General features: G+C 49.2%; 22 protein-coding genes. 13 read left to right on the top strand and 9 right to left on the bottom strand.

What is annotated here, in order from left to right:
- The first annotated feature begins 2 nt into the window (after positions 1-2).
- The 13 genes from B5G03_RS01760 to B5G03_RS01700 all read left to right on the top strand — a co-directional run bounded on the left by B5G03_RS01760 (position 3) and on the right by B5G03_RS01700 (position 12338).
- A complete protein-coding gene (locus B5G03_RS01760) occupies positions 3-926 on the top strand; it encodes a sensor histidine kinase (protein ID WP_087180060.1) in 924 nt (307 codons plus the stop codon).
- A 92-nt stretch (positions 927-1018) separates the two neighbouring features.
- Positions 1019-1786 carry an ABC transporter permease gene (locus B5G03_RS01755; RefSeq protein ID WP_087180059.1) on the top strand — a complete coding sequence of 256 codons (768 nt, stop codon included), beginning with the start codon at positions 1019-1021 and terminating at the stop codon, positions 1784-1786.
- Between the two features lie 12 nt (positions 1787-1798).
- On the top strand, positions 1799-2224 hold the full coding sequence (locus B5G03_RS01750) for a DUF3887 domain-containing protein (protein ID WP_087180058.1): 426 nt from the start codon (positions 1799-1801) through the stop codon (positions 2222-2224).
- A 17-nt stretch (positions 2225-2241) separates the two neighbouring features.
- Positions 2242-3165, top strand: a complete 924-nt coding sequence (locus B5G03_RS01745; RefSeq protein WP_087180057.1) for an ABC transporter ATP-binding protein — start codon at positions 2242-2244, stop codon at positions 3163-3165.
- On the top strand, positions 3158-3889 hold the full coding sequence (locus tag B5G03_RS01740) for an ABC transporter permease (protein WP_071433745.1): 732 nt from the start codon (positions 3158-3160) through the stop codon (positions 3887-3889). The genes B5G03_RS01745 and B5G03_RS01740 overlap by 8 nt, the downstream gene beginning before the upstream one ends.
- A gap of 12 nt (positions 3890-3901) precedes the next feature.
- Complete coding sequence (locus B5G03_RS01735; RefSeq protein ID WP_071433743.1) at positions 3902-4633, top strand: ABC transporter permease; 732 nt, start codon at positions 3902-3904, stop codon at positions 4631-4633.
- Positions 4634-4697: 64 nt separating this feature from the next.
- Complete coding sequence (locus B5G03_RS01730; RefSeq protein ID WP_087180056.1) at positions 4698-5051, top strand: response regulator; 354 nt, start codon at positions 4698-4700, stop codon at positions 5049-5051.
- 235 nt (positions 5052-5286) lie between these two features.
- On the top strand, positions 5287-5592 hold the full coding sequence (locus tag B5G03_RS01725; RefSeq protein WP_343286878.1) for a winged helix-turn-helix domain-containing protein: 306 nt from the start codon (positions 5287-5289) through the stop codon (positions 5590-5592).
- A gap of 513 nt (positions 5593-6105) precedes the next feature.
- A complete protein-coding gene (locus B5G03_RS01720; RefSeq protein WP_087180135.1) occupies positions 6106-6531 on the top strand; it encodes an RNA polymerase sigma factor in 426 nt (141 codons plus the stop codon).
- Between the two features lie 650 nt (positions 6532-7181).
- Positions 7182-7412: a DUF6870 family protein gene (locus B5G03_RS01715; RefSeq protein WP_087180054.1), complete on the top strand. Its 231-nt coding sequence runs from the start codon at positions 7182-7184 to the stop codon at positions 7410-7412.
- Between the two features lie 144 nt (positions 7413-7556).
- Positions 7557-9176 (top strand): recombinase family protein, encoded by a 1620-nt coding sequence (locus B5G03_RS01710; RefSeq protein ID WP_087180053.1) that lies wholly within the window; start codon positions 7557-7559, stop codon positions 9174-9176.
- A 28-nt stretch (positions 9177-9204) separates the two neighbouring features.
- Positions 9205-10809: a recombinase family protein gene (locus tag B5G03_RS01705; protein ID WP_343286877.1), complete on the top strand. Its 1605-nt coding sequence runs from the start codon at positions 9205-9207 to the stop codon at positions 10807-10809.
- On the top strand, positions 10806-12338 hold the full coding sequence (locus B5G03_RS01700; RefSeq protein WP_087180051.1) for a recombinase family protein: 1533 nt from the start codon (positions 10806-10808) through the stop codon (positions 12336-12338). The genes B5G03_RS01705 and B5G03_RS01700 overlap by 4 nt, the downstream gene beginning before the upstream one ends.
- 139 nt (positions 12339-12477) lie before the next feature.
- On the opposite strand, the gene B5G03_RS01695 is transcribed toward B5G03_RS01700, so the two are convergent.
- From B5G03_RS01695 to B5G03_RS01655, 9 genes are all read right to left on the bottom strand, one after another.
- Positions 12478-13635 carry a tyrosine-type recombinase/integrase gene (locus B5G03_RS01695; RefSeq protein ID WP_242962254.1) on the bottom strand — a complete coding sequence of 386 codons (1158 nt, stop codon included), beginning with the start codon at positions 13633-13635 and terminating at the stop codon, positions 12478-12480.
- Between the two features lie 147 nt (positions 13636-13782).
- Positions 13783-14025, bottom strand: a complete 243-nt coding sequence (locus tag B5G03_RS01690; RefSeq protein ID WP_006354177.1) for a helix-turn-helix domain-containing protein — start codon at positions 14023-14025, stop codon at positions 13783-13785.
- Positions 14018-14395: a type II toxin-antitoxin system PemK/MazF family toxin gene (locus tag B5G03_RS01685; RefSeq protein WP_087180050.1), complete on the bottom strand. Its 378-nt coding sequence runs from the start codon at positions 14393-14395 to the stop codon at positions 14018-14020. The genes B5G03_RS01690 and B5G03_RS01685 overlap by 8 nt, the downstream gene beginning before the upstream one ends.
- A 580-nt stretch (positions 14396-14975) precedes the next feature.
- Positions 14976-15485, bottom strand: coding sequence for an RNA polymerase sigma factor (locus B5G03_RS01680; RefSeq protein WP_242962253.1), 510 nt, complete (start codon positions 15483-15485; stop codon positions 14976-14978).
- Between the two features lie 467 nt (positions 15486-15952).
- Entirely contained in the window at positions 15953-16450 is a 498-nt protein-coding gene (locus B5G03_RS01675) for a helix-turn-helix domain-containing protein (RefSeq protein ID WP_025543819.1), read from the bottom strand.
- 215 nt (positions 16451-16665) lie between these two features.
- On the bottom strand, positions 16666-17373 hold the full coding sequence (locus tag B5G03_RS01670) for a hypothetical protein (RefSeq protein WP_140401614.1): 708 nt from the start codon (positions 17371-17373) through the stop codon (positions 16666-16668).
- A gap of 13 nt (positions 17374-17386) precedes the next feature.
- Positions 17387-17788 carry a hypothetical protein gene (locus B5G03_RS01665; RefSeq protein ID WP_206671251.1) on the bottom strand — a complete coding sequence of 134 codons (402 nt, stop codon included), beginning with the start codon at positions 17786-17788 and terminating at the stop codon, positions 17387-17389.
- Positions 17766-18083: a hypothetical protein gene (locus B5G03_RS01660; protein ID WP_087180046.1), complete on the bottom strand. Its 318-nt coding sequence runs from the start codon at positions 18081-18083 to the stop codon at positions 17766-17768. Before B5G03_RS01660 ends, B5G03_RS01665 begins: the two co-directional genes overlap by 23 nt.
- Before the next feature lie 15 nt (positions 18084-18098).
- Complete coding sequence (locus tag B5G03_RS01655) at positions 18099-22538, bottom strand: suppressor of fused domain protein (protein ID WP_087180045.1); 4440 nt, start codon at positions 22536-22538, stop codon at positions 18099-18101.
- Positions 22539-22569: the final 31 nt, after the last annotated feature.

Raw genomic sequence — 22569 nt, 5'->3', positions numbered from 1 at the left:
GCATGGAGTTAAATCTTTATCTGCTGCTGACCCTATTGATTGCTCTGCTGGTGATCGGCTACCTTTTGGCAAAACTTCACCGCGTCCGGGGCCAGCTTTCCCTTATCAAAGACGCTCTGGCAGATATAAAGAACGGGAACTTGAACCGCCGTGTACTGGCGCGGGAAAGCGATCTGACGAAACAAATCTGCTATGACATCAACGAGATTGCTATGAGCAGCCAATCCCGACTGATACAGCAGAAGCAATCCGAGCAGGCTTATAAACGGCTTATGACAAGCCTTTCCCATGATGTGAAAACGCCGCTTGCCTCTCTGGTGGGCTATTTGGAAGCCGTGGAAAGCAAGATGGTGACAGGGGCCGAGCAGGAAGAATATATCCGGGTGGCTATGGAAAAAGCCCACCACCTGAAAGACTTTGTGACCGCCCTGTTTGAATGGGTGAAGCTGGATGCCGGGGAGCAGATTTTTCATTTTGAAGTCTGCGACCTGAACGAGCTTTCCCGCGACATCATGGCTGACTGGGTGCCGCTGCTGGAAAGCCACGATCTCATCTATGAAATTGAGATACCCGAAACAGAATACATGACGAGGGTTGACCCTACCGCCTACACCCGTATTCTCAATAACCTGCTGCAAAATATCCTGACGCACAGCGGCGCAAGACAAGTGACCCTGACCGTGACCGAAACGGAGCAGCAGGCAAAAATCATAGTGGCTGATAACGGGAAAGGGATTTCCGCCGCTGATCTCCCCCATATCTTTGAGCGGATGTATCAATGCGACCACTCCCGATCTGCCAAAGGGAACGGGCTGGGCCTCTCCATTGCTAAGGAACTGGTAAGCGTCCATAAAGGAACCATTACGGCAGACAGTATCCTTGAAGCTGGAACAACATTTACCATCATGCTTCCGAAAGCTCTGTGAAATCACAGAGCTTTTTTTGAAAAAATTTTTTCTCGGCAAGGTTATGGCAAGGTTTGCCCTTTATAATGGGAACCATGAAAGGAGGAAACCGCATGACGATCATTGCAACTGAAATCCAGAAATGGAAGCGAAATAAGATTGTCTGGTGTATTCTGGCTCTGACGCTGCTGTTTGGAGCATTTGCGATTGAGCGGGCTTGCAGCATTGCAAGGAGCAGCCCCTACATGGATAGCTTTGGCGACCTTTACACACTGGCGTTTAAGAACTTGTCCAGCCTGTTCCTGCCGATCGTGCTGGGAATGTTCGCCACAACCTTGTTTTTTGACGAACACAAGAACGACACGCTGAAAGAACTGCTTATCATCCCGATCACAAAAGCGCAGCTATACTTTTCAAAAGTCGCTGTGGTGATCCTGATGTCTGTGGGACTGTGCCTGATTACCTTTCTTTTGTGCGTTGTCGGCGGGGTGATCGCCGGGGGCTTTCCCGACTTGAACGCCAAAACGCTGATGGATGCTGGCCTTTTGTATCTGGCGGGCGGGCTTCTAATCCCCATAGCCATGCTCCCGATAGTATTTCTTGCCACGCTGTCAAAAGGATATATCCTGCCGATTGGCGCAACGCTGCTTTATCTGGTTCCCGTAGTCATTGCCCCAGCCTACCTTACGGGAATACACCCGCTGGCAAGCGTGATGGGGATTTATCCCCATATTTCCGAAGCAGCCGCGGTTATGGTAGAAAGCCTGATGCAAGGTGTTTTGCCCCACACTTCACCGCTTGTTTGTTCCGGTTCGCTGCTCCTGATTGGTGCCGCATTTGCCGCCGCATCCGTCGTGGCTCTAAAAAAGCAATCTTACTGAAAGGAAAGACCTATGAAACGATTGATTAGTTTATTCCTCTGTGTTCTGTTCACTTTTTCACTTTGCGCCTGCCAGCAGGCCGCCCCATCTTCCATCAAGGCCCCCGACCAGCAGGCCATTACAGAGGAAGCAACCGAATACTTTAACCAGATGATGGATGGAGATTTTGAAACTTTCTTCAATGCGCTGCCGCAGGGCGTACAGGACAACACTTCTGCGGAGGCGATACAGGAAACATGGGAGGAAGAAGCCGATAAGCTGGGCGGACTGCCGGAGGACGCTTCCCCGGAGGTGTCCTGTTATGTGCCGGAACACTCCGACCAAATCCGTGTTGAATTTGTCATTCCCTGTGAAAAGGGCGATTTCAAAGTGTTCATCAACTATTCCCCGGATGGCAGTCTTTACAACTATGTCATTTGGAAAAATGAAGCAGAATAAGAAAGAGAGGCATCTTTATGAGTGACTTTGTGATTGAAACCAAAAAGCTGACGAAGATTTACGGCGAGCAAACCGCCGTCAGCTCTGTGGATATTCATGTGAAGCCGGGCCGGATTTACGGGCTTTTGGGCCGAAATGGAGCCGGTAAGACCACCATTATGAAAATGATTTTGGGCCTTACGCCAATCACTTCTGGCGAAGTGGATGTGTTCGGCCAGAACATCAAAGGCCATGAGAAACGCATTTATCCCCGTATTGGGGCTATCATCGAAACTCCCGGCTTTTACCCGAACCTGACCGGCACAGAAAACCTTGAAATCTTTGCGAAGCTACGCGGGACGCCCCGGCCCAACGCCGTCAAAAACGCACTGGAAGTCGTGGGACTTCCTTACCGGGACAAAAAGCTGTTCAGCAAGTATTCTCTCGGTATGAAGCAGCGCCTCGGCATTGCCAACGCCATCCTGCATGACCCGGAGCTTTTGATCCTGGATGAACCGACCAACGGGCTTGACCCCATCGGCATTGCCGAAGTGCGGAAATTTATCAAGGATTTAAGTGTGGATCGCGGCAAAACCATCCTGATTTCCAGCCACATTCTTTCCGAAATCGCACTTCTGGCGGATGATATTGGCATCATCGACCACGGCGTACTGCTGGAAGAAAGCAGCATGGAGGATTTGGAAAAGAAAAATCGGAAATACATCCAGCTTCAGGTGTCGGATGTCCCCAAAGCCTCACTGATTTTGGAACGGCAGTTCCATGTGACGGATTATGCGGTGCAGGACGAACATAGCCTGCGGCTCTATGACACCGCACTGGATATGGCGGCAATCAACAAGGCCCTTGTGGTGCAGGATGTGGCTGTTATCAGCTCCCAAATCTGCAATGATACCCTCGAGGACTATTTCAAGCAGATTACGGGGGGAGAGGGCATTGCTTAAACTGATACAGGTTGAATTTCTAAAGCTGCGCCGGAGAAAGTTTATCTGGCTCATGCTGCTGGCAGCTCTGTTTATGCCGCTGGCCGCCGTGTTCTACTTCGCAAGTGTTAAGGGAACCGGCGTGGAACCCATCGAGTTTTACAAGTGGACGGCGTTCAGCTATACCCCGTGGATTATCCTGCCGGTGGTGCTGGGGATGCTGTGTACCATGCTGATGTATAACGAAAACCAATATGATATGCTCAAACAGCTCTGGATTGTGCCGGTCAATAAGATGGCGTACTTTTTCAGCAAATTTGCTGTGGTGCTGGTGTACTCGGTCTGCTTCATGCTGATTACCGCAGCCGCGTCCATCCTTACCGGCGTCCTGCCCGGCTATATTGCCTTTGACAGCGGGAGCGTCCTTTATCTTCTGCGGAAGTGTATGGAAATCTCTCTGCTGACCGCCTTTGCGGTACTGCCAATACTGGCGGCTGCCGCAGCACAAAAGGGGTATATTCTTCCCGTCTGCTTGACACTGGTTTATACATTCCTCGGCTTTATCCTCTTGATGGTGAATATGTACCTGCATCCGCTGTCCAGCATGACCGCCATTGTTATGCGGGATATTCCGGGTGTCGTAATTACCCAGCCACTCAATATTCCGGGGGCGTTCCTTTGCATAGGCGTGTGGGGCGTTGCTTCTGTCCTGCTGGCTGGGGCTGCTTTGAAAAAGAGAAAGTGAGGTGCATTTGAAATGGAGCTTTTACTTTGGGCGGAGCGCCGGAAACTCCGCCGTTCCAAAATTTTGTGGATTGCCGGTTTTGCAACGGTCATGGTGGCGTTGATTGTCTTTGCACAGGGGCAGTTCACATTTTATGAAAGCCGCTATATTGACGGTGCCGGATGGTTTATGACAGCGGCCCAATCCCTCGCCACCTTTTATGTGCTGCCTGCGGTCATTGCCCTGCTGGGAAGCTATATGATCTGCCGGGAGGAACAGGAGGACACCCTAAAATCCCTGCGGCTCATTCCCGTGGATGAAGTGAAGCTGACGCTCTCCAAAATGGTGCTTGCTCTGGTATTCAGCGTCTTAATCTATCTTCTGCTTTTTGCGATTACCTTTCTCGTTGAGGCCGTTTTACACTTTGAAGCTCTTTCCATTGGCCTTGTTTTGGAAAACCTGAAAACATATCTTCTGGACGGGATTGGTGTGTTCCTTGCCATTTCTCCGATCATCGCTTTGGTGGCCCGGATGAAAAAAGGTTACTGGCTGGCGCTGGTATTTGCTGAAATTTATTCGTTCGCCGGGCTGTTCGCAAGTATGTCCAGCCAGCTAAAAACGGTATATCCCATGACAGCCGTTTTCAATATCTCCGGCTATTACGATGCAAATATGGTTCAGGTTTTCATTGGTATCATAGTTCTGCTGGCCTGTGCTGCTCTGGCGCTTTTCATTCTGAAAGGGCTGAACAGGAAAGCAAAATAATTCAGATTATCTAACTACCAACCAGATAGGAACACAGTAAGGAGCTGATAGAAAGGGGAAGTTAATGAAAAAATTGCTTGTCATAGACGACAATTTGGATTTTTTAGGTTTTTTGACCTCTGCTTTAGAAAAGTATTTTGAGGTTTATACAGCAACAGGGGTAAAAGATGCGTTGCGATTGCTGGAATATCAAAAAGTCGAAGCAATTTGTTCTGATTATAATATGAAGGACGGCACAGGATTGGATTTGCTCGAAGATATACGCCATAAAGGAATCTCTGTTCCTTTTCTGCTTATGACTTGTGATGATGATTACCTGATAAAACAACAGGCCCAATTTTATGGCGGTGCTTACTGCTGTAAAACTGAATGTAATTTGATTACTAAAATAAAAGCACTGGTGAATTTTGAAATCTGATATTGCCTATCGAACGCTAAGGAGGTGACAATATTATGGGAAATTAGCCGTACTGGATTTAAAAGATTCTGGCAGACAAATCGGTGAAAAGCTCTTTGCTCTGCTTTCTCCCTGCCAAAAGAAGGAACTGGCTCAGTTTGTTCGTGACTATGATGCTGGCAATATTCCGGCTGATGTCCCATACTCTACACTTCTTCGAGGCCAGTATTTTATCCCGCCGCAGGCAGATCAGCCGTTGACAGAAATCCGGGAAGGTGCTTTATATTTCTGCTTAGAGCAGCGCCTTGTTACTGTACGGAGCCAGATAATTCCGCTGACGGTCAAGGAATTTGAAATCTTCGCTTTGCTCATACTGAACCCAAAGCGGGTGTTCACTTATGAAATGTTCCTGGATCTGGTATGGCATGAGGATTATTCCTACTATTCCCGGAAAGCGATCAACAACCATATAAGCAATCTGCGAAAGAAGCTCCGGGTTGCCCCCGACTTGCCGGATTATGTGAAAAGCGTCTATGGTGTGGGCTATAAATTTGATGTATAGAAAGGGTGCGGTATTTCTGCCGCACCCTTAAATTTTCGTTTTTTCTGCTGTGTGGATAATGCCTGATTTTGTCATGTATTGTTGATTAAATTCAGTAAAACCATGACGCTTCTGGAAGAATTATAGCATTTATCCCTATATAATGCCCCAAAATGAGGGAGGTGGACATAATAGGTAACTCTGCTCTCCTTCAATAAAGGAGGGCATGGAAAATGCTGCCGAGGTCAGAATACCGGCCTCGACATAGCCGGTCATATAAAAGAGATTCAAACCCCGTAATCCTGCGATGGATTGCGGGGTTTTTCCATTCGACAGGATTTTGCATTTTCCATTCTGCTCCGTCAGATGGTGACGGAATACGACAGGCGCAGCTTACCGCTGTACGGTGGGCGCTCTTTTTTACAAATAAGGCGCAGGACAAGCCTGCCGCCGGACCTGTACGGTGTAGGTCACCGCCCCTCTGATTTCGATTTGCCCATTAACCCACTCAAAAATCGAAATTGGAGGATTACCATGAAAGAAATCAATCTGCGGGAATTTTACCCGGAAATATATAAAACGGATCTGTTTATCAGCCTGCCCGATGAGGTTGTAGATGTGCTGGTAGAATATCAGCGAAAAGAAGTGGCATATCGCCGCCGTACATACCGGCATAAGGCATTCCTTTCTCTTGATTATGGGGATGATATTGAACGCGAAGCTGTTCTTTTTACCCCAACGCTGCAGGAGATCGTAGAAAGGCACCTGGAGGAAGAACGGCTGTACCAGGCGATTTCTTCATTGCCAGAGAAACAACGCCAGCGTGTGTACGCTCACTATATTCTCGGCATTACCCTGATGGATATTGCCAAGATGGAAGGTGTTTCTCTCCATGCTGTCCATGAAAGTATTCGGCGCGGACTTCTGCGTCTGGAAAAAATTTTAGAAGAAAATTTCTAAACCCCCTATAAATTTACCCCCGAAAATGTCACGACTTATAGAAGGACAATTTTTGGGGACAATGCCATTTCGGTGAGTGAGAACCTTCAACGGTGCCACACCCACCTGTATATGCAGACAAGCTCCCAATCCTTCATCTGGACCTTGAAAACTGCATATACGGTGCCATAGGTACTTTCCCTGTATTCCGAGCGGCAAATAGAGCGGCGCGATGACAGGCGGCTTTAAGGAGGTGATGAAGCCCAGCCGTCCGAGCGATCTACGCTATCCATTGATCTGGCTGTGGCAGGCCAGACGCGATGACTGATACAGGGTATAATGATACTTTCTCACGACCCGTCAAAGACTTGGGGGGAGTCCCTTCTGTGTTCGTTAGCTCTGGCGAAGCGACGGCACAAGCAGGGCTATGATGCGGTAAAGCTGGCCGCAGCCTGTGGCATCCCCGGCCCGGAAAAGGGCCTGCCGGGGGGCGTGGCAAATACGGCAAGCTACTAAGAAAACATCCATGCCGTTGTTTTGATTTTCGAGCAGCGGCATGGATTCTTATAAAATCGAAATCAGATACCATGAGGCCGGGCCGCTCTTTTCGTGTGTCCGGCCTTATTCATGTGATTTTGATGATCCTGTATGAAAAGAAAGGAGCTGTTGTTATGACTCAAACACCGGCCTATACGGTCATACATACCCCGGAAGCAGACAGACTTGCCGACATCCGGGATGTATCTGTCAATAAGGACCTGCCGCGGGAAGAAAGGATTGCCGAGTTTGTCCGGCAGATCCGGGACCCGTATCATTTCAAATGCGGTGGATTTGTTGTCAGGGCAAGTTTTTCTCAGGGAGGCGCTACCCTGGAAGAATGCCTCCGCGGAATCCTACGCTGAAAATCATTGATATTTTTTATTTTGGGGGCTGATTTTTCCCGCATGGAGCGTTATAATAAACATGGAAAAGGAATTGAATACCGATACGCAGACTGCACTCCTTGAATTGCGGGGATTTTTCCGTGATGAAAGGAGTGTTTTTCTATGCAGGTTTATAAAGCTGCCAAATATATCCGCTTATCTTATACGGATGACAAATCAAATGAAAGCAACAGTGTCGGCAATCAACGAAAGCTGATCGAAGATTTCGTGAGCCGTCACCCGGAAATCGAGCTGGTTTCCGAAAAGGTAGACGATGGGTACAGCGGGGTTATCTTTGACCGTCCGGCTTTTAAAGAAATGATGGATGACATCATGGAGGGAAAGATCAACTGTGTCATCGTCAAAGACCTTTCCCGTCTTGGCCGTGAGTATATTGAGACTGGCCGCTATATGCGCCGTGTCTTTCCGGCCTATGGCGTGAGGTTTATTGCCATCAATGACAATATTGATACTCTCAATGAGAGTGCAGGCGATGACCTGACTGTATCAGTAAAGAACATTATGAATGAAGCCTATGCACGGGATATTTCCATCAAAACGAGAAGTTCCCTGGAAACTAAGCGTAAGAATGGGGATTTCGTTGGAGCTTTCCCGGTTTACGGCTATCGTAAATCCGAAGATAACCATAATCTTCTTGTAGTAGACGAATATGCTGCCCAGGTGGTGCGGAGCATTTTCAGGATGCGCCTGGAAGGATTCAGCCCCTACGCTATCGCAAATGAGCTGAACCGGCTGGGTACGCTCTCTCCTTTGGCATATAAAAAGTATTATGGCCTTCCCCATGCCAAGAAAGGCTATACAGACCGGAAGGATTGCCGGTGGTCGGCCAATACCGTCACCCGGATCTTGCAGGATGAAACTTATACCGGCACGCTAGTTCAGGGCCGAAAGGGTTCTCAGCACTTCAAACTGAAAGAGATGGAGAGCCGCCCTTCCTCCGAGTGGATTCGCGTGGAAAATGCTCACGAAGCCATTATTGATCGGAATGATTTTGACCTGGTGCAAAGGATTCGCAACCTGGACACCCGTACATCTCCCCAAAAAGATAAAGTCTATCTGTTTTCCGGCATACTGGTCTGCGGTTGCTGCGGCAGCCGGATGGTACGCAAAACGAACCGCTACAAAGACAAAGAATATCACTATTACTATTGTCCCACCGGAAAGAAGAACGGCTGCGCCCATCCGGTCATGGTAAAGGAACATGAGCTGATGGAGTGCGTGCGGGACAGCCTGAAAGGGTTTATTGCCAATGTAGTCTCTCTGGATGAAATCTTATCCGGCATAGACCAGAGCCGTATCAACCGTGAACTTATCAAAGAGTATTCGCGGCAGATCGCCCAAAATGAGCAGCAGTTGGAGCAGATCCGTCAATATAAGATGAAACTGTATGAGAGCATGGTAAACGGCTTTCTGGACAAGTCGGAGTTCCTTTATAACAAAAGCAGTTACAGTGCCCGTATCACCCAACTGGAACAGGCGGTTGCCGCCCTTAAGGAGAAACGGACCGATGTAATGGAAAACCGGAGTGAGCGGAATCGCTGGATTGAGAATTTCAGGCGTTTTTCCGATCTGGAAGAACTGGACCGCAAGGCGGTGATCCAGCTTGTGCAGGTGATTACAGTGCTGGGAAAAGACGAATTGCAGATTCAATTTAATTATCAGGACGAATATGAAAAAGCCCTCGCCCTGATTACGCCGGTACAGGAAAGGATGGTGGTCTGAAATGGCGAGAAAGAGCAGGAAACATACTATGGCGCAGGCTGCCATGCCTGCTTCCCCGTTTATCAGCACGGCGCTGTATATCCGGCTGTCTGTGGAGGATAACAATAAACGTGGAAATTCTATCGAAACGCAAAAGCTGGTTCTCGAAAAATTCCTATTGGGAAAACCTGAACTGCGTCTTTATGACATTTATATTGACAATGGAGCAACTGGAACGAATTTCAACCGCGACGGCTTCCAACGGATGCTTTCGGATATTGAATCCGGTAAAGTAGGCTGTGTGATCGTCAAAGACCTTTCACGCCTGGGACGCAATGCCATTGACACGGGATATTACATTGAGCGGTATTTCCCTTCCCATAATGTCCGGTTCATCAGCGTTACGGATCAATTTGACTCTGAAAACCCTGATAATCTCCACGGCGGTATTATCCTTCCGCTGAAAAATATGATTAACGAAGCCTATGCTCTGGACATAGGACGTAAGATAAAGGCCCAAGCCCGTCAGGATATGAAAGAGGGCAAGTATGTGGGTGGCAGGGCGCCATTTGGATATATGAAAGACCCTGATGACTGCCACAAATTGATTATTGATCCTGTGGCGGCTCCTGTGGTACGCCAGATTTTTCAGTGGGCTTATGAGAAAGTCCCCCTCAACCGGATTGTGCTTTTGCTTAATGAAGGAAACTACCCCTCTCCCGGAAAATATAAGATGCAGACCGGGGAGATCACCCATCAGGCGTTAGCCGGGCGCGGCTACTGGCAGACCTGGACAGTTGCCAAGATTTTGAAGGAAGATAAATATACCGGCGACATGGTGCAAGGGCGGACAAAAACCGTTCTTCACCGGCAGGTGCCCGCAGGCGAGGAAAACCTGATTGTGGTTACTGGCACCCATGAGCCTATTGTTTCCAGAGAGATTTTTGATGCTGTCCAGAAGTACCGGGCAGAAGTGGCCGAGGAAAGCAAGAAGCATCCGGTTATTCCATATACGCCCAATATTTTCAAGGGGCGGATTTTCTGTGGAGACTGCGGGAGAAGCCTGCACCGGCAGCGTTCTCATGGAGTGTATCGCTTCCACTGTCTGACCCCTACCAGGGTACATAAAGATAAATGCGCTGGTGTTTCCATCAGCGAAACCGAGCTGATCGCAACGGTGCTGGACATTCTTAAAAGGGAACTTGCTGCCGTCCTGGGGGATTACGCACTGCTTCTGAACGACAACATTCAAAAGCAGGAAAAAGAGGCTGCCACCCGTGAGAAAATTAACCGGGCAAAGTTACAGCTTAACCAAAGCCGTGAGTTTTTGCAGACTCTTTATGAAAATCTGATGAACGGAGCGATTGACAGCGAAGAATATTTCGTCTTGAAAGCGACTTACGAAGAACAGATGCAGGCGGCCCAAAAAGAGCTTTCCTCTTATGAAAACCAGTCTGCCGCCCGTCAGAAGCAGGCCGAAAAGTGCAAGCACCTGGAAAAAGACGAGCAGGAACTTTTGGCCGGAGGCTCCCTGACTGCCGCCCTCATTGAGCGTTTGATTGAGCGGATCACGGTCTACCCGAATAAACAGGTAGATGTAAAATTTACATTCCGCACGGAATTTGAGGCGTTTAAGGAGGCGGCGGCAGAATGAAAAAATATATGATTGCTCTTTATATCCGTCTTTCTTTGGAGGATGCCAAAACAGATAGTATGAGTATTTCCAGCCAGCGAAGCATCCTTCGGGAATATGCCTCTGAACTGCCTGAATATGCCAATGCGGAACTTATGGAGTTTGTAGATAACGGGTACAGCGGGGCAAACTTCGAGCGCCCTGCGGTGCAGGAATTACTTGACCTGGTACGGGCCAATCGGATTGACTGTATCATGGTAAAAGATTTTTCCCGGTTTGGTCGCAACAGTTTGGAAACCGGCTACTTTATCGAGCGGGTATTTCCGCTGTTTCATACCCGCTTTATCTCTGTCAATGATGATTTTGACACCCAAAAGTTAAAAGGTGATACCGGAGGTATGGAAGTCGCCTTCAAGTATTTAATCAGTGAGTATTACAGCCGTGATATGTCGGTAAAGACCAAAACGGCCAAATACCTGAAATTCCAGCGTGGCGAATACCAAAGTAAAATCTGCCCTTACGGTTATCGCAAAGGGGAAAACGGACGGATGGTGCAGGACCCGGAGACTTCCGAAGTAGTCCAGAAAATTTTTGAATATGCCGTAAATGGCATGAACGCAGCCGATATTGCACGGGAGCTTTCCCGTCAGCAAATTCCCACGCCCGGAGAACATAAGGCCCGAAAAGGAATTAAGACACACGATGTTTCAAGAACTCACGGAATGTGGTGCAATTCTACGGTGCTTCGGATTCTTGCTGACGAACGATATATGGGCACTTATGTGATTGGCAAAAGAGAGGTTACGGAAATTGGCGGCCACAAGATGCGGAGCAAAGAGGAAAGCGACTGGATCAAAATACCGAACCATCATATACCGCTGGTGAATGAGGAAATCTTTTCAAAGGCCAATGCCTCTATTCAGCGTTTTAAGATTCCAAACAGGAAAAAGCACAACTATCTCCTGCGTGGGAAGGTTATCTGTGGATGCTGTAAACATGCCCTGCACCTGGCAAACGGGACATCTTACCGGTGCCGCTTTTCCAGCACGATTCCTTCACTGGACTGTTATAATATTCATATCCGAGAAAAAGAACTGAACCAGCTTGTTTATGAATTACTGTGCAAACAGTTCCAGGTAGCATTTGGCGTTGACAGCTTAGCGGATCTCCGTAAGGTAGATACCGTTACTTTACGTCAAGCTGACTTTGACCGGCAGGTTTTTGAACTGCAGGAAGAAAAGCGGAAGCTGTATGAATCGCTTGTTTCCGGGGGGATTCCGCTCCCGAAATACAAGGAGCAAAAAGAGCAGATCAGTGAAAGGCTGTTGGAAGTGCAGAATACCAAAGCGGTTGTCATGGCCCGTCTTGAAGCCGAACAGGAAGAACGGCAGCACCAGCGCCAGCAGATGGATATTTCCCGGATGCTGACGGAAAGCGATGGGCTGACTTCGGAATTGGTTGATCTTCTGATTGATAAGATTTATGTTTACCCTGATAAACGGGTGGATGTTGAATTTAAGATAAGGGACAGTTTGGCAGCTCACAAATGAGGGAAAGGGATTGATTATGCGGATTGCGTTTTATTACAGAAAAGGCAGCACAACTTTTGGCTGTATGCTGCCGGAAGAAAAGGAACGACTTCATGCTTTTTTTGCCGCCGAACAGAAACGGGAGGCGGCAAAATCCCTATCAAGAAAGCTGTATCATGGGGACAAGAAAAAATAAATATTTTTTTGTCGTGGGCTTGACATAAGGGTGGCGAAGATCGTGGAAACGAATGTGCCGTAAATTGTTCTTGGCAAGCAACTTCCCAAAGGTCGAGGACACATAGTTGGGTTTAATGAGATTGCCAATCACATCGACACAGACATATCCCAGATATTCTTTGTTGTAGGCGCGCCCGCACAGCTTGCGATTTTCTTCCTGCTGTTTCTTGGCCTCCAGCAACCGTTCTTTCAAAAAAGGAATCAATGGATAAGTCCGCAGACTGGATTTGTTCTTTGCCTTGTCCTTCTTAATCGTGACCCGCTCTCCCTTTACATTGCAGGTTGTTACCGTATGCCGAATGGAGAAGCAGTTATGGTTGAAGTCAAAGGCACTCCATTTCAAACCGATAACCTCACTGCGGCGCAGGCCGTAAAAAGCAGTCAGTAGAACTACCAGCTCGATCTTATGCCCCTTGATAACTTCAAACAGATTCAGGACTTCCGAATCCAGGTAGTAGTCACCCTTGAAGGGTTCAGGCTTGGAAATGATAATCCGGTCAGCCGGATTGCTTGGAATCAGATTTTTGTCAACCGCATAATTCAACGCCCCATGAATCAGAGCGTGGTAATGTTTAACGGTGGTCGGCTTGACCCGTTCCAATTCTTTCTCATAAAAAGCGAGAATATCTTGTTTGGTAAGGTCACAAAGTGCGACAGGATGCTCTCGGAAATACGGGGCGATGGGGTTGTTAAGCTGTTGTTCGTATCCCGAATAGGTCGAGAGTTCAATGGGCTTGCTGTCCATCACCCGTCCGGTAGCAGACTTGTACTTGTACTCAAGCCACTGGTACAGGAAATCCACAAAGGAAATCGCTGCGGATGACGGGCCAGACGGAGAAGCCGACTGCTGTGAGGCCGTAGCCTCCTGAAGCAGCTTTTCCGTCCATTCTTTTCGGATGGTGGGAAGCATATTGTTTGCCCAGGTCTTATTGCCCTTGACTTTCTTATGGGTGGGAATCCATTTGGGCTTTCTCTTACCGTTCTCATCGGTAAGGTTTAGAACCCAATAGAGATACCCTTTTTTCTCGGCCACATGGCCGGAGATTAGTTTGCTGTTTTCTTGCAGGTGTACCGCTGGCATACTGATCTGTTCCTCCTTTTGCGGCATTGAGTTCACCTACCAATGACACCTTTATTGTATCATCGGACAGAACAAAACTCCAGGTAAATCCGCGTCAGAATTGTTAACTTTCTGCGTCTATCCGGTGAAGATCGACACCATAGCCTGCTACTCCGCAAAAGTGGAGCAGGTGATTTTCAAATAACGAAGAATGTGGGCTTTGGGGATGCGGTAAGCCCGTCCAATTTTAAGGTACTCAATTTTCCCATCTTTAAGTAACTTGTACCCGGTTTTTGTACTGACGCCAAGCGCCTCACACATTTGACCAATGTCCATCACATCCGGGTAGTCTTTTAACATCAATCGGTAGGCATCTCTGGGAGAGAGTAGGCCGCCGTCATTTTCATACATTGTGAGTCCTCCTTTCGTTGAGGTATCCTATGCCGATGCTGATTGCCAGGGCTGCATCTACCTCCAGCATTTTTTCTTTACTGATACGCCCAATGTAACCACGGAGCCGCTTCCGGTCTATTGTCCGCAGTTGTTCCAACAGAAGCAGAGAGGTAGGCGCAAGCCCCGGCACATTCTCAAGTAGGATATGGGTAGGCAGACTGTTCTTCGCTTTTCTGCTGGTGATGGCTGCTGCAACAACGGTAGGACTAAAGTGATTCCCCACATCATTTTGGATAACAAGGACAGGGCGGATGCCGCCTTGCTCGGAACCGACCACCGGGTTCAGGTCTGCATAGAACAGATCGCCACGCCGGATAGCCTTTCGCATAAACTGACCTCCTGAATATTAAGTAAGCCGGAAAACGGGGCAGGCCATAAGACCTGCCCCATTTCCGGCGAAATACAAAATCCGATTTGTTTTCTTGTTATGTGCCATTTGTCCTTGACACCCCGCACATATTGGGAAGTCATCAGTGACCGGCAGCGAACCGGCCCACGGGAATCTCACCCCTCCGAGGATCTCTCCGAGCTGCCCCCATTGCGTGATCCTGCAACCAGATGGTTTCCAAATGTTATGGACTACTCTGATCTTAAGCAGGGCTGTGGCTGGACAGGAGTACCATTATGCCCCTTTCCTGTCATGGCCGCGCCGGGTGCTGCCCGGTTTTTACAGGCTGCCGTTACTCGCTCATACAGGACAGGATTGTATGCAAGACCAATTATGATAATCAGGTGGGATCTGCTCATCATGTCTGTATATCATGGCGCGGCCCCTGAATCGGCTTTAGCTCTTCGAGCTGGAAAGGGGGGATGTTACTGATGAATGAGTATGCGGTTGTCAAGGTACAGGTGAAAGAAGAACACTCGAAAGAATGCCTTTCACCTATCGTCCTGAAACCGCAGGGGTGTCAACCCTGTGCCGCAAAATATTTTTTAAGTTTGGCAATCGCCAGGTTTATGGACTTGGCAACGGCTTGATGGCTTGTCCCTTCCATGCGACCGATCTGCCGGGTAGAGAGTCCCTGAAAAACATAAAGCCGGAATCGCCGTTTCTGAACCTCGGTCAAAGCGCCCACTGTAAAAAGCTGCTCCAGGGCTTTCCAGGCATACTTGCGGTTCTGTATGTCAACAACTCGTTCTTCCCATTCTTCATCCAGAGCGCGAGTGGCACAATGCTCCGTTTCCTCCAAACCGTGGATCGAAACATCCTTGCGGGTCTGGGCGCTCTCTGCCCGATCCTGCTCATAGTAAATTTGATCGGACAGGGCTTTCAGCTCTGCAAAGTCATGTTCCGTTTTGTCAGGATTCTCCTTCAGATAATCCTCCAGTGTGATTTCTATGATTTCGTTATGAAAGCGATAAACGATATTTGGGCTGTTTTTGTTTATCGCATAGTCGCTTTTGCGATAATTTTGCACCTCTGTTACCTCCGATTTGTTTTTTGTGGAAAACAAATCGGAAGTGGTGGTGCTCGACACCAGTGACCAAGTAGTCGAGAACAAATCAAAAAGCGGCCGAATCTGTAACTCAGTACAAATTCGACCGCTCCAAGTCGTTTATTAAAAAGTCCGCAGAAAAAGTATCTTTTGGCAGGTGGAGGCTTTTCGCTTTTAGAACAATACTCCCGGCCACCATACTTCCATATAAAGATGATTTTCTTTGTCTTGTAAGCCGTGTGTCGTGGTGCGTAAAGACAGCGGAACAGCATAATGCGCTTCTTGAGGTATTGCATAGTGCATCAGACTCCTGTCCATACAAACGGACGGCACACCGGCAGCATCACTCCCTTTCTTAATTCAAATATATGTATTTCTACCGACAGGTCAATGCTGCCGAGCCGAAATAAACCTATTCAGTTTAAGATCAACTCTGCATTGTCCGGTCATCAGCGATTATTCTTTTTTATGCGGATAAAGTCAGTAATCAGAAGTATCAAACCGATTATTCCAATCGCAACTATTACATAGCTTTCATGTAAAATTCCATGAAAGCCAAGAAAGCCACTAAATCCGGTTAAATGGACACCGTTTCCGGTCATTCCCGAAATAGGAAAACGAACAGAAAGTCGCCATAATACAAATATAATCAGCGCCGATATTCCAAACAAACTTCCTCCAAGCCACGTTCTCCATGACATTCGCTTGTTTCCTTTCAATGCAGATTCTTGTGGTGGGGTCGGCTCGGTAATATTGTCCTTTAACAAATAGTCAGTAGATACCTTAAAACATTCACTTAATGAGACGATTTTTTCCAGTTCAGGGGATGCCAAGCCGTTCTCCCATTTTGTGATGGCCTGCCTTGATACTCCTATTTTTTCTGCGAGTTTCTCCTGGGACAGTCCCATCTTTTTTCGTTCCCTTTGAATCTTTTCAGGTAACTTCATAGTGAACCTCCTCACTTTCATTCTATTTTTTCTGTGGTAGCCACTCTACCACCCCACCTATGTCAATTCGGCAACCAGTGGTAGCAATAAAAAAATTATGAAATATTGCAGAAAAGCTCACCGAAACGGTGAGCTTTTCTGCGATAATCAATATTGTGGGTAGCTGCCTATTTTGGTTCTTCCCACAGATGCCCACACATTTTCATAGAGAGAATCTATCCTTCGTTTTTCCCAATCGCATCCGCTAATTGACCACTGACGGCATCTATGTAGAGATATACCCCGTCCCGATCACAGTGGTACAGGTTAGAGTAGCTTGTGCTCTCATTCGGGCTGATGGGGTTGGGCTCTACCACTTCAGTGGCCTCCAACAGACCGACTCCTGACTTTGCAGCAGCAGAAAGTGCTTTTTTCAGCACCGCAAGCTGCCCATTGCTCCAACGCCCCTCCAGATCTTCAAGCACTTTGGGGTCCTGCTCCATATCTTTGAGAAGCTGCGTGACCTGCTCTGGAGACAGGTAAACACCGGAGCTGTAATTTTCGATGATCTGATTCTCTGCCGGATTAGGAAGGGCGGGCGGCGCCACCTGTGTCCATGGTGTGAAATACCGCCTATATTCCGGCTTTTCTTCCACCAGGAAAGAAAAGGCACTGCCTCTGGTGTAATAGTAATCTCGGAAAAATCCTTGGATTACTGCAATATAGAAGCCGTGGCTTTTGTCAAACAGCTCGTCAGCTTCCGTTTCAGCCCCAACCCGCAAGGTATTCAGATATTTTTCGGCATAGAAATCCTCCATCCCATACTGCGCGGCAAGGGCCAGCACTTTTTCCTCCTGTCCCTGCTGTATCCAGGTTAAGGGAGTAAAATACCATTCCCGCATTTCCTCTGGTGAAATCGGGTGAAAACTCACATCGTATCCCACTAAATCCGTCCTTTCACTCCCACTCAAAAGGCTCTTTTAAGTGGTGTTTTTCCATGATTTGCTTTTCTAAAGCGAAATAGGCATCCATATCCTCTGGCTGCGCTGGAATACCCTTGTCCCCCCACCAATAACCGTTCCCATAGTAGGAAAACATAGCCCAGTAATAAGGCAGGTCATGGCTGAATATCGCCACATCCATGGCATTGTCCACTGGCGCTGCCAACGGTGAGCGTTCCACTATCTGGGAGGCTTCCTCATAAGAGATCCCCACCAGCTCCACCAGCAGGTGCTTCACCAGTTCGCAGAAGCTGTACTGGTTGAATATGACCTGACCATCCTCATCTTTGAACACAAGTCCATCACGCAACACTTTTGGGACAATACCTCCTTCTTCATCGCTCAGAACATAATCCAAATCTCTGCATGATCCCTAACAGCACCTCAGCTTCACGAATCTCCTCATTGAGTAGGTCATCATAGTCATGTTCCAGCTGCTCAGCCCGGTCAGAAATCCAGCTAAACTGCTCCTGCGCCTGAACATACTGCTGATGGACGAACTGATATTCACCCAAAAGGCAGCGCGTTTGAGTTTCGCTGACGGTATCTCTGTTTTGACAGGCAAGCGCCGACAACAAACTTTCCAGGGCTTTTTCCTCAAGTCCTCTTGATAACTGCATTTCTGCTTTTTGAAGATACAACTGTGTTGTCATTTGAGTAGCCTCCCGTCAATCCCACCAGAAGTACCAAACAGTGGACTGCCGCAGCACATCGGCCAGAGCGCCCACGGTGGCGTCCTCCGGCCCCTGGTCAATCACATCGGGACAGAAGCCATACAGTTCCACTGCTGCATCCATAGCCTTCTCCTCGGGAACGGGAGCCGGGAGCAGGAACTCCAACTCGTCGTGGCTCATGGCAGCGGGCACCGCCCCATGCTGTTCAAACCAGTATTTCGCAACTGCCATTAACTCCGGCGTGTTAGGACATTCATTCCAGCCACCAAAGGGCAGATAGGCAAAAATCTCCCAAGGATTCTTCACGGGGATTTTAGCCAGAATGAGAGGATAGGTCATATTATTATCGGAATTCCAATAGCTTGAAAAACGACGGTTATCATATCCGCCCTCCATCTCGCCCAGGATCTCCTCATCCCAGTCCATATCGTCATCCTCGGCTTCTTCCTTGCGCTGCCCAATCATTTCCTCCAGGACTGCCTTACTGTTCTCGACAGGGGCGGAGAGCATTTTCTTCCGGTATTCGGCAACTTTGTCCGGGGCGAAAGCAAAGTCGTCCTCGCCATCGCTGTCCGGGTCAGAATTCATAATCAGGCATTCCCACAGGATTTCGTCATCCGCCTTAATCAGAACCGGCACAAAGCCCTCTTTGATACTTTCCCGTTTGGCATAGTTGTATGCCGACATGATGGGGTCATCATCCGTCATTGAGGGGAAATAGGTACATTCACAGTCCAGATATTCCATCATGGCTTCCGCAAGGTCTGAAGGCTCCAGAGTGGCCTCATCGAAACTCTGCCCCTGCCAGTTGGCGAACCGCTTTTCCATGACTTTTGCCATAGCCTGATAATAGTTTTCATCAAATGGGATGAACAGATAGGCTTCATCTTGGAACTTATCGGAATAATATTGCTCTGAACCGAAATACTCCAAAGCATAGTTATCAATGTCGCTGGGGAAGTACGGGCTGTCCGCCTCGCCATAGTAATATCCAGCAAAGGCTGCGCCCTCCTTGTTGAACAGCGCCCCAAAGAGCTGTCCTTTCAGCTGGTCCCGGATAAAGCCACGCAGATCGGCGCGGCTTAGATCTGCCATAAACGGCTGCACCTGCTCCCAGTACCGCTCCATAAATTCTGCGCTCATCAGATCATGCTCTATGCACCAGCGCAGATAGATTGCCATGTGGTTGTAGGCATTGATCTCATTCACCGGCAGGCCCTTTTCCTGAATGGATTCCAGGTGCCGGGCGGCATCGTCCATATCGCCGGTGAATTCTTCCTCTGCAAGCGTTCCTCTGGTGATGGCATTCTGGCGGGTGGGATTAACCACAAAACTGATGCCTGCCATTTTTTTTAGCAGAGCGTCCGCATCATGCTCCATCTTATACTCCATCTCATTCCGATAGAGCGGGATCACCTGATAGAAGTTGACCACCTCGCCGCTCGGCAAAGTGCAGACTTCGCCTCCGTTCCAGACAACATCCTGCGGACCTACCAGAAGTGCGGCGCAGAGTTCCGTATCCTCTGCAAACGGCGATTGCTTATCCATTGTGTGGCCAAAGCCCAGCCAGGTATCGTTGGAAATAGGCAGGCGTGCCAACACTTTCAAGAGACCAATAGGCCAGTACCACCGCTCATCCTTCATGGATTCCTCATCCAGTTTCCAGTCCTTCGGCAGAGCGATAGCCAGCTCCGCTCGCTCCAGCTTGTATTCTGCCAGTTCCTCCGGCACATTCATCCGGTGAGCACCCATGCCCATGGTCACCAGTGTGTAATAGTCCCGCTCCTTAGAAGGCGGAACAACGCAGATGTCCACATGGATGTCGGGGGAAACCAGCTCATGGAACACATTCTCAAACTCACCAAAGGTGTTTTTGATGTGCTGCTCTATCGCAGACATCTCATCCTCCGTATAAACCTCCGGCTCACTGTTTCCCGTTGAGGACCAGATGGCATCCGCCTTTGTTCCGTCTGAATTCAGAAAAATCTGAAAATACTGATCGTCTCCCGGCTGTTGATAAACAAGGCTGACGCGGCGGGCCTGCTCCACAAACACCGCTATCAGGACGCCCTCCGGTTCTCCTTCAGGGGTGTGGGTCAGCCATTCCCCGCTGTCCAGACGGTCCCTGAGCTGCCGCAGCCAGTCCGTTCCCATCTTGGAGAGTCCGGCTTCGTTCATGCGGAAGGAAAGCTCCACAAGATGTTCCTTCACCGGGTATTGGAATTCACAGAAGGGGGAATTTTTCTCATAGCCATACCGTTCTGGGCGGAACAGCTCATAAAATTCGGCAAGCCCCGCTTCGTCCACCCGAATACAGGCCAGGGCGCGTTGTTTATCATCCGCATTCTCGTCCAGTCCCTGCTGGAGCGTTTGGTCGGCATCAGGATTGATCCAATGGTACTCCATCTGTTCCAGGGTGGCTCCGGCTTTGATCTCCTGCTGCAAAGTCAGGAACTCATAATCGCCCGGTTCCAGCTTTAATCCTTGCTTGACGGCATCCAGCGCACCGGTTTTATCACCAAAATGCGCCCGCAGCTTGCCCACTTGCAACCAAATCCAGGGGTAGTCTGGCTCCTCTTTTGCGCCCCGCTCCGCATATTCCAGCGCTTCTTCCAGCCTGCCGCAATACATCAACGCCACAGAATACCGGTAGTACCAGGTAGCGCAGCCTGCGGCGTTTTTCTCGGAAGCCTTCATCCACTCAACCGCTTGGTAGTAGTGGATATAGTCATCAATGTTATTGCAGGCAAAGGCGTACCAGAGGGCGATCTGTAAATCCTGGTGCGCCTGCTTTTCAGTGAATTTTCCTTCTTCCACGCCGTTTTTGATGAAATCTTCCAGCCATTGCAGCATTCTCCAGAAGTAGCCGGAAGTCCCTTCGTCAAAGGATTCCAGCATTGCAATGTCCTCTGCCGAGAGCAGGGAGCCAGTTTCCTCATGAATATCAGGCTCCGGTTCTTTCTCGTCCAGTAGCGGCACACCGCCCACATCCCGCCGGAATGCGTGGAAGTGAGCATAGGGCAGGTCGCTTCCCTCAAAGAATGCCTGTGCCGCGGTCAGTACGGCGGGCAGATCCCAGGCGATGAAATCCAGATACCCGCAATACAGGCCAGTGGCCCCACCCAGGAAGGTCACTGCTTCCGCTCCCGCATCCCGCAGGATGGCATCCCGCAGGTCATCCCGGAAGTCCAGAATGCCGTTGCTCCGCTCATCACCAGTAAAACCTTCTAATGGGTAGCAGAGGAACCCCACCGCAATGCCGTCCTTGTGGTATTCGTCCACCGCATCACTGCGGGCAGTCATGTAGTCGTTGATGATTACCGGGAGACGGCAGGTACCGGTATAGACATCCAGCCGCCAGTCGGCCTCCGAGTCTTCTACCGGTTCCAGTTCATAGGCAAGGTAACTGTTTTCCAGGTAGTCACTGCCGTCCCGCCAGAGGGAGAGTCCCATGCTTTGCAGCAGTTCCGGCAGCTGGGAAAGGAGCATAGCCGGTTCCTCTTGCGGCTGAGCATAAACATCAAACCCGGCAACAAAGGCGATAGCGGAAACTTCTCCAATGGTTTGATCCACCAGCATAGAGAGTGCCCACCAGACCTTGTCTGTGTCCTCTTTTAAGATTGGCGTCAGCTTTTCACAGCAAAGGATCAGGCTCACTCGCTGATCCTCTGTTTCCTCTGCCCACATCTGCACATCATCAGCCCGAACTTCGATGTCTCCAGCCCGCAGCTCGAACCCCTCACAGGGCTGGCGGCCTACCCAGATATTCCAATGCTCAAGCACCGATTCCGGGGCCTGCTTCTGGAAGTACACCAACGGGAACAGGCGGGAGCGAAGCCCCTCTGGACTGAGGATCAATTCATGCTTTTCGCCATTGAAGCCCAGCTCAAAGGAAGTATCACGCAGGGCCGTCTTGAGTGCATTCCCGCATTTTTCAACCAGTTCTTCGCCGCGCTGGTGGGTTTCGTCGGTATCCATGATTTGACGCAGTTCTGCCTCAATCTGAGAAAAGGCTGCCCATGCTTCCTGCGTCCTTTCACGGAAGTTCTTTTCAAAGCGGGGCAGGGACAAACGACGGCGGCAATCGTCTATGTACTCCTGGGTATCTTGGTCTCCGGGGCGGGCTTTCAGGGCCTTTTCAAAGTAACGCAGGGCGGGGCCTTCCTCATCCAGAAAATAATAAGCGGAAGCGATCCGGTAATTCCAGCAGTGATCGCCTGCAAAATACTCCTCATGGGGAGCCAGAAGCTTCAGAGCTTTTTCATACAGTGTCCGTCCTGCCTCTCCGATTTCTGCAATGGCGATGTATGCCTTGGCCAGTTCGCTGTCCAGTTCCGGGGTGCGCTCCTCGGCAGGAATCGCTTCCAGGGTGTCGATTACCTTCTGCGCTTCATCCTGTTCAAACCATTGCTGGCATTGTTTCAATAAATCCATATCATGATCTCCTTTTCCATCTTCGGTAGGG

It is taken from the genome of Gemmiger sp. An50, assembly GCF_002161595.1.
In the GTDB taxonomy this organism is placed as follows: Bacteria; Bacillota; Clostridia; order Oscillospirales; family Ruminococcaceae; genus Allofournierella.
This window is presented reverse-complemented; position numbering and strand designations above follow the sequence as displayed.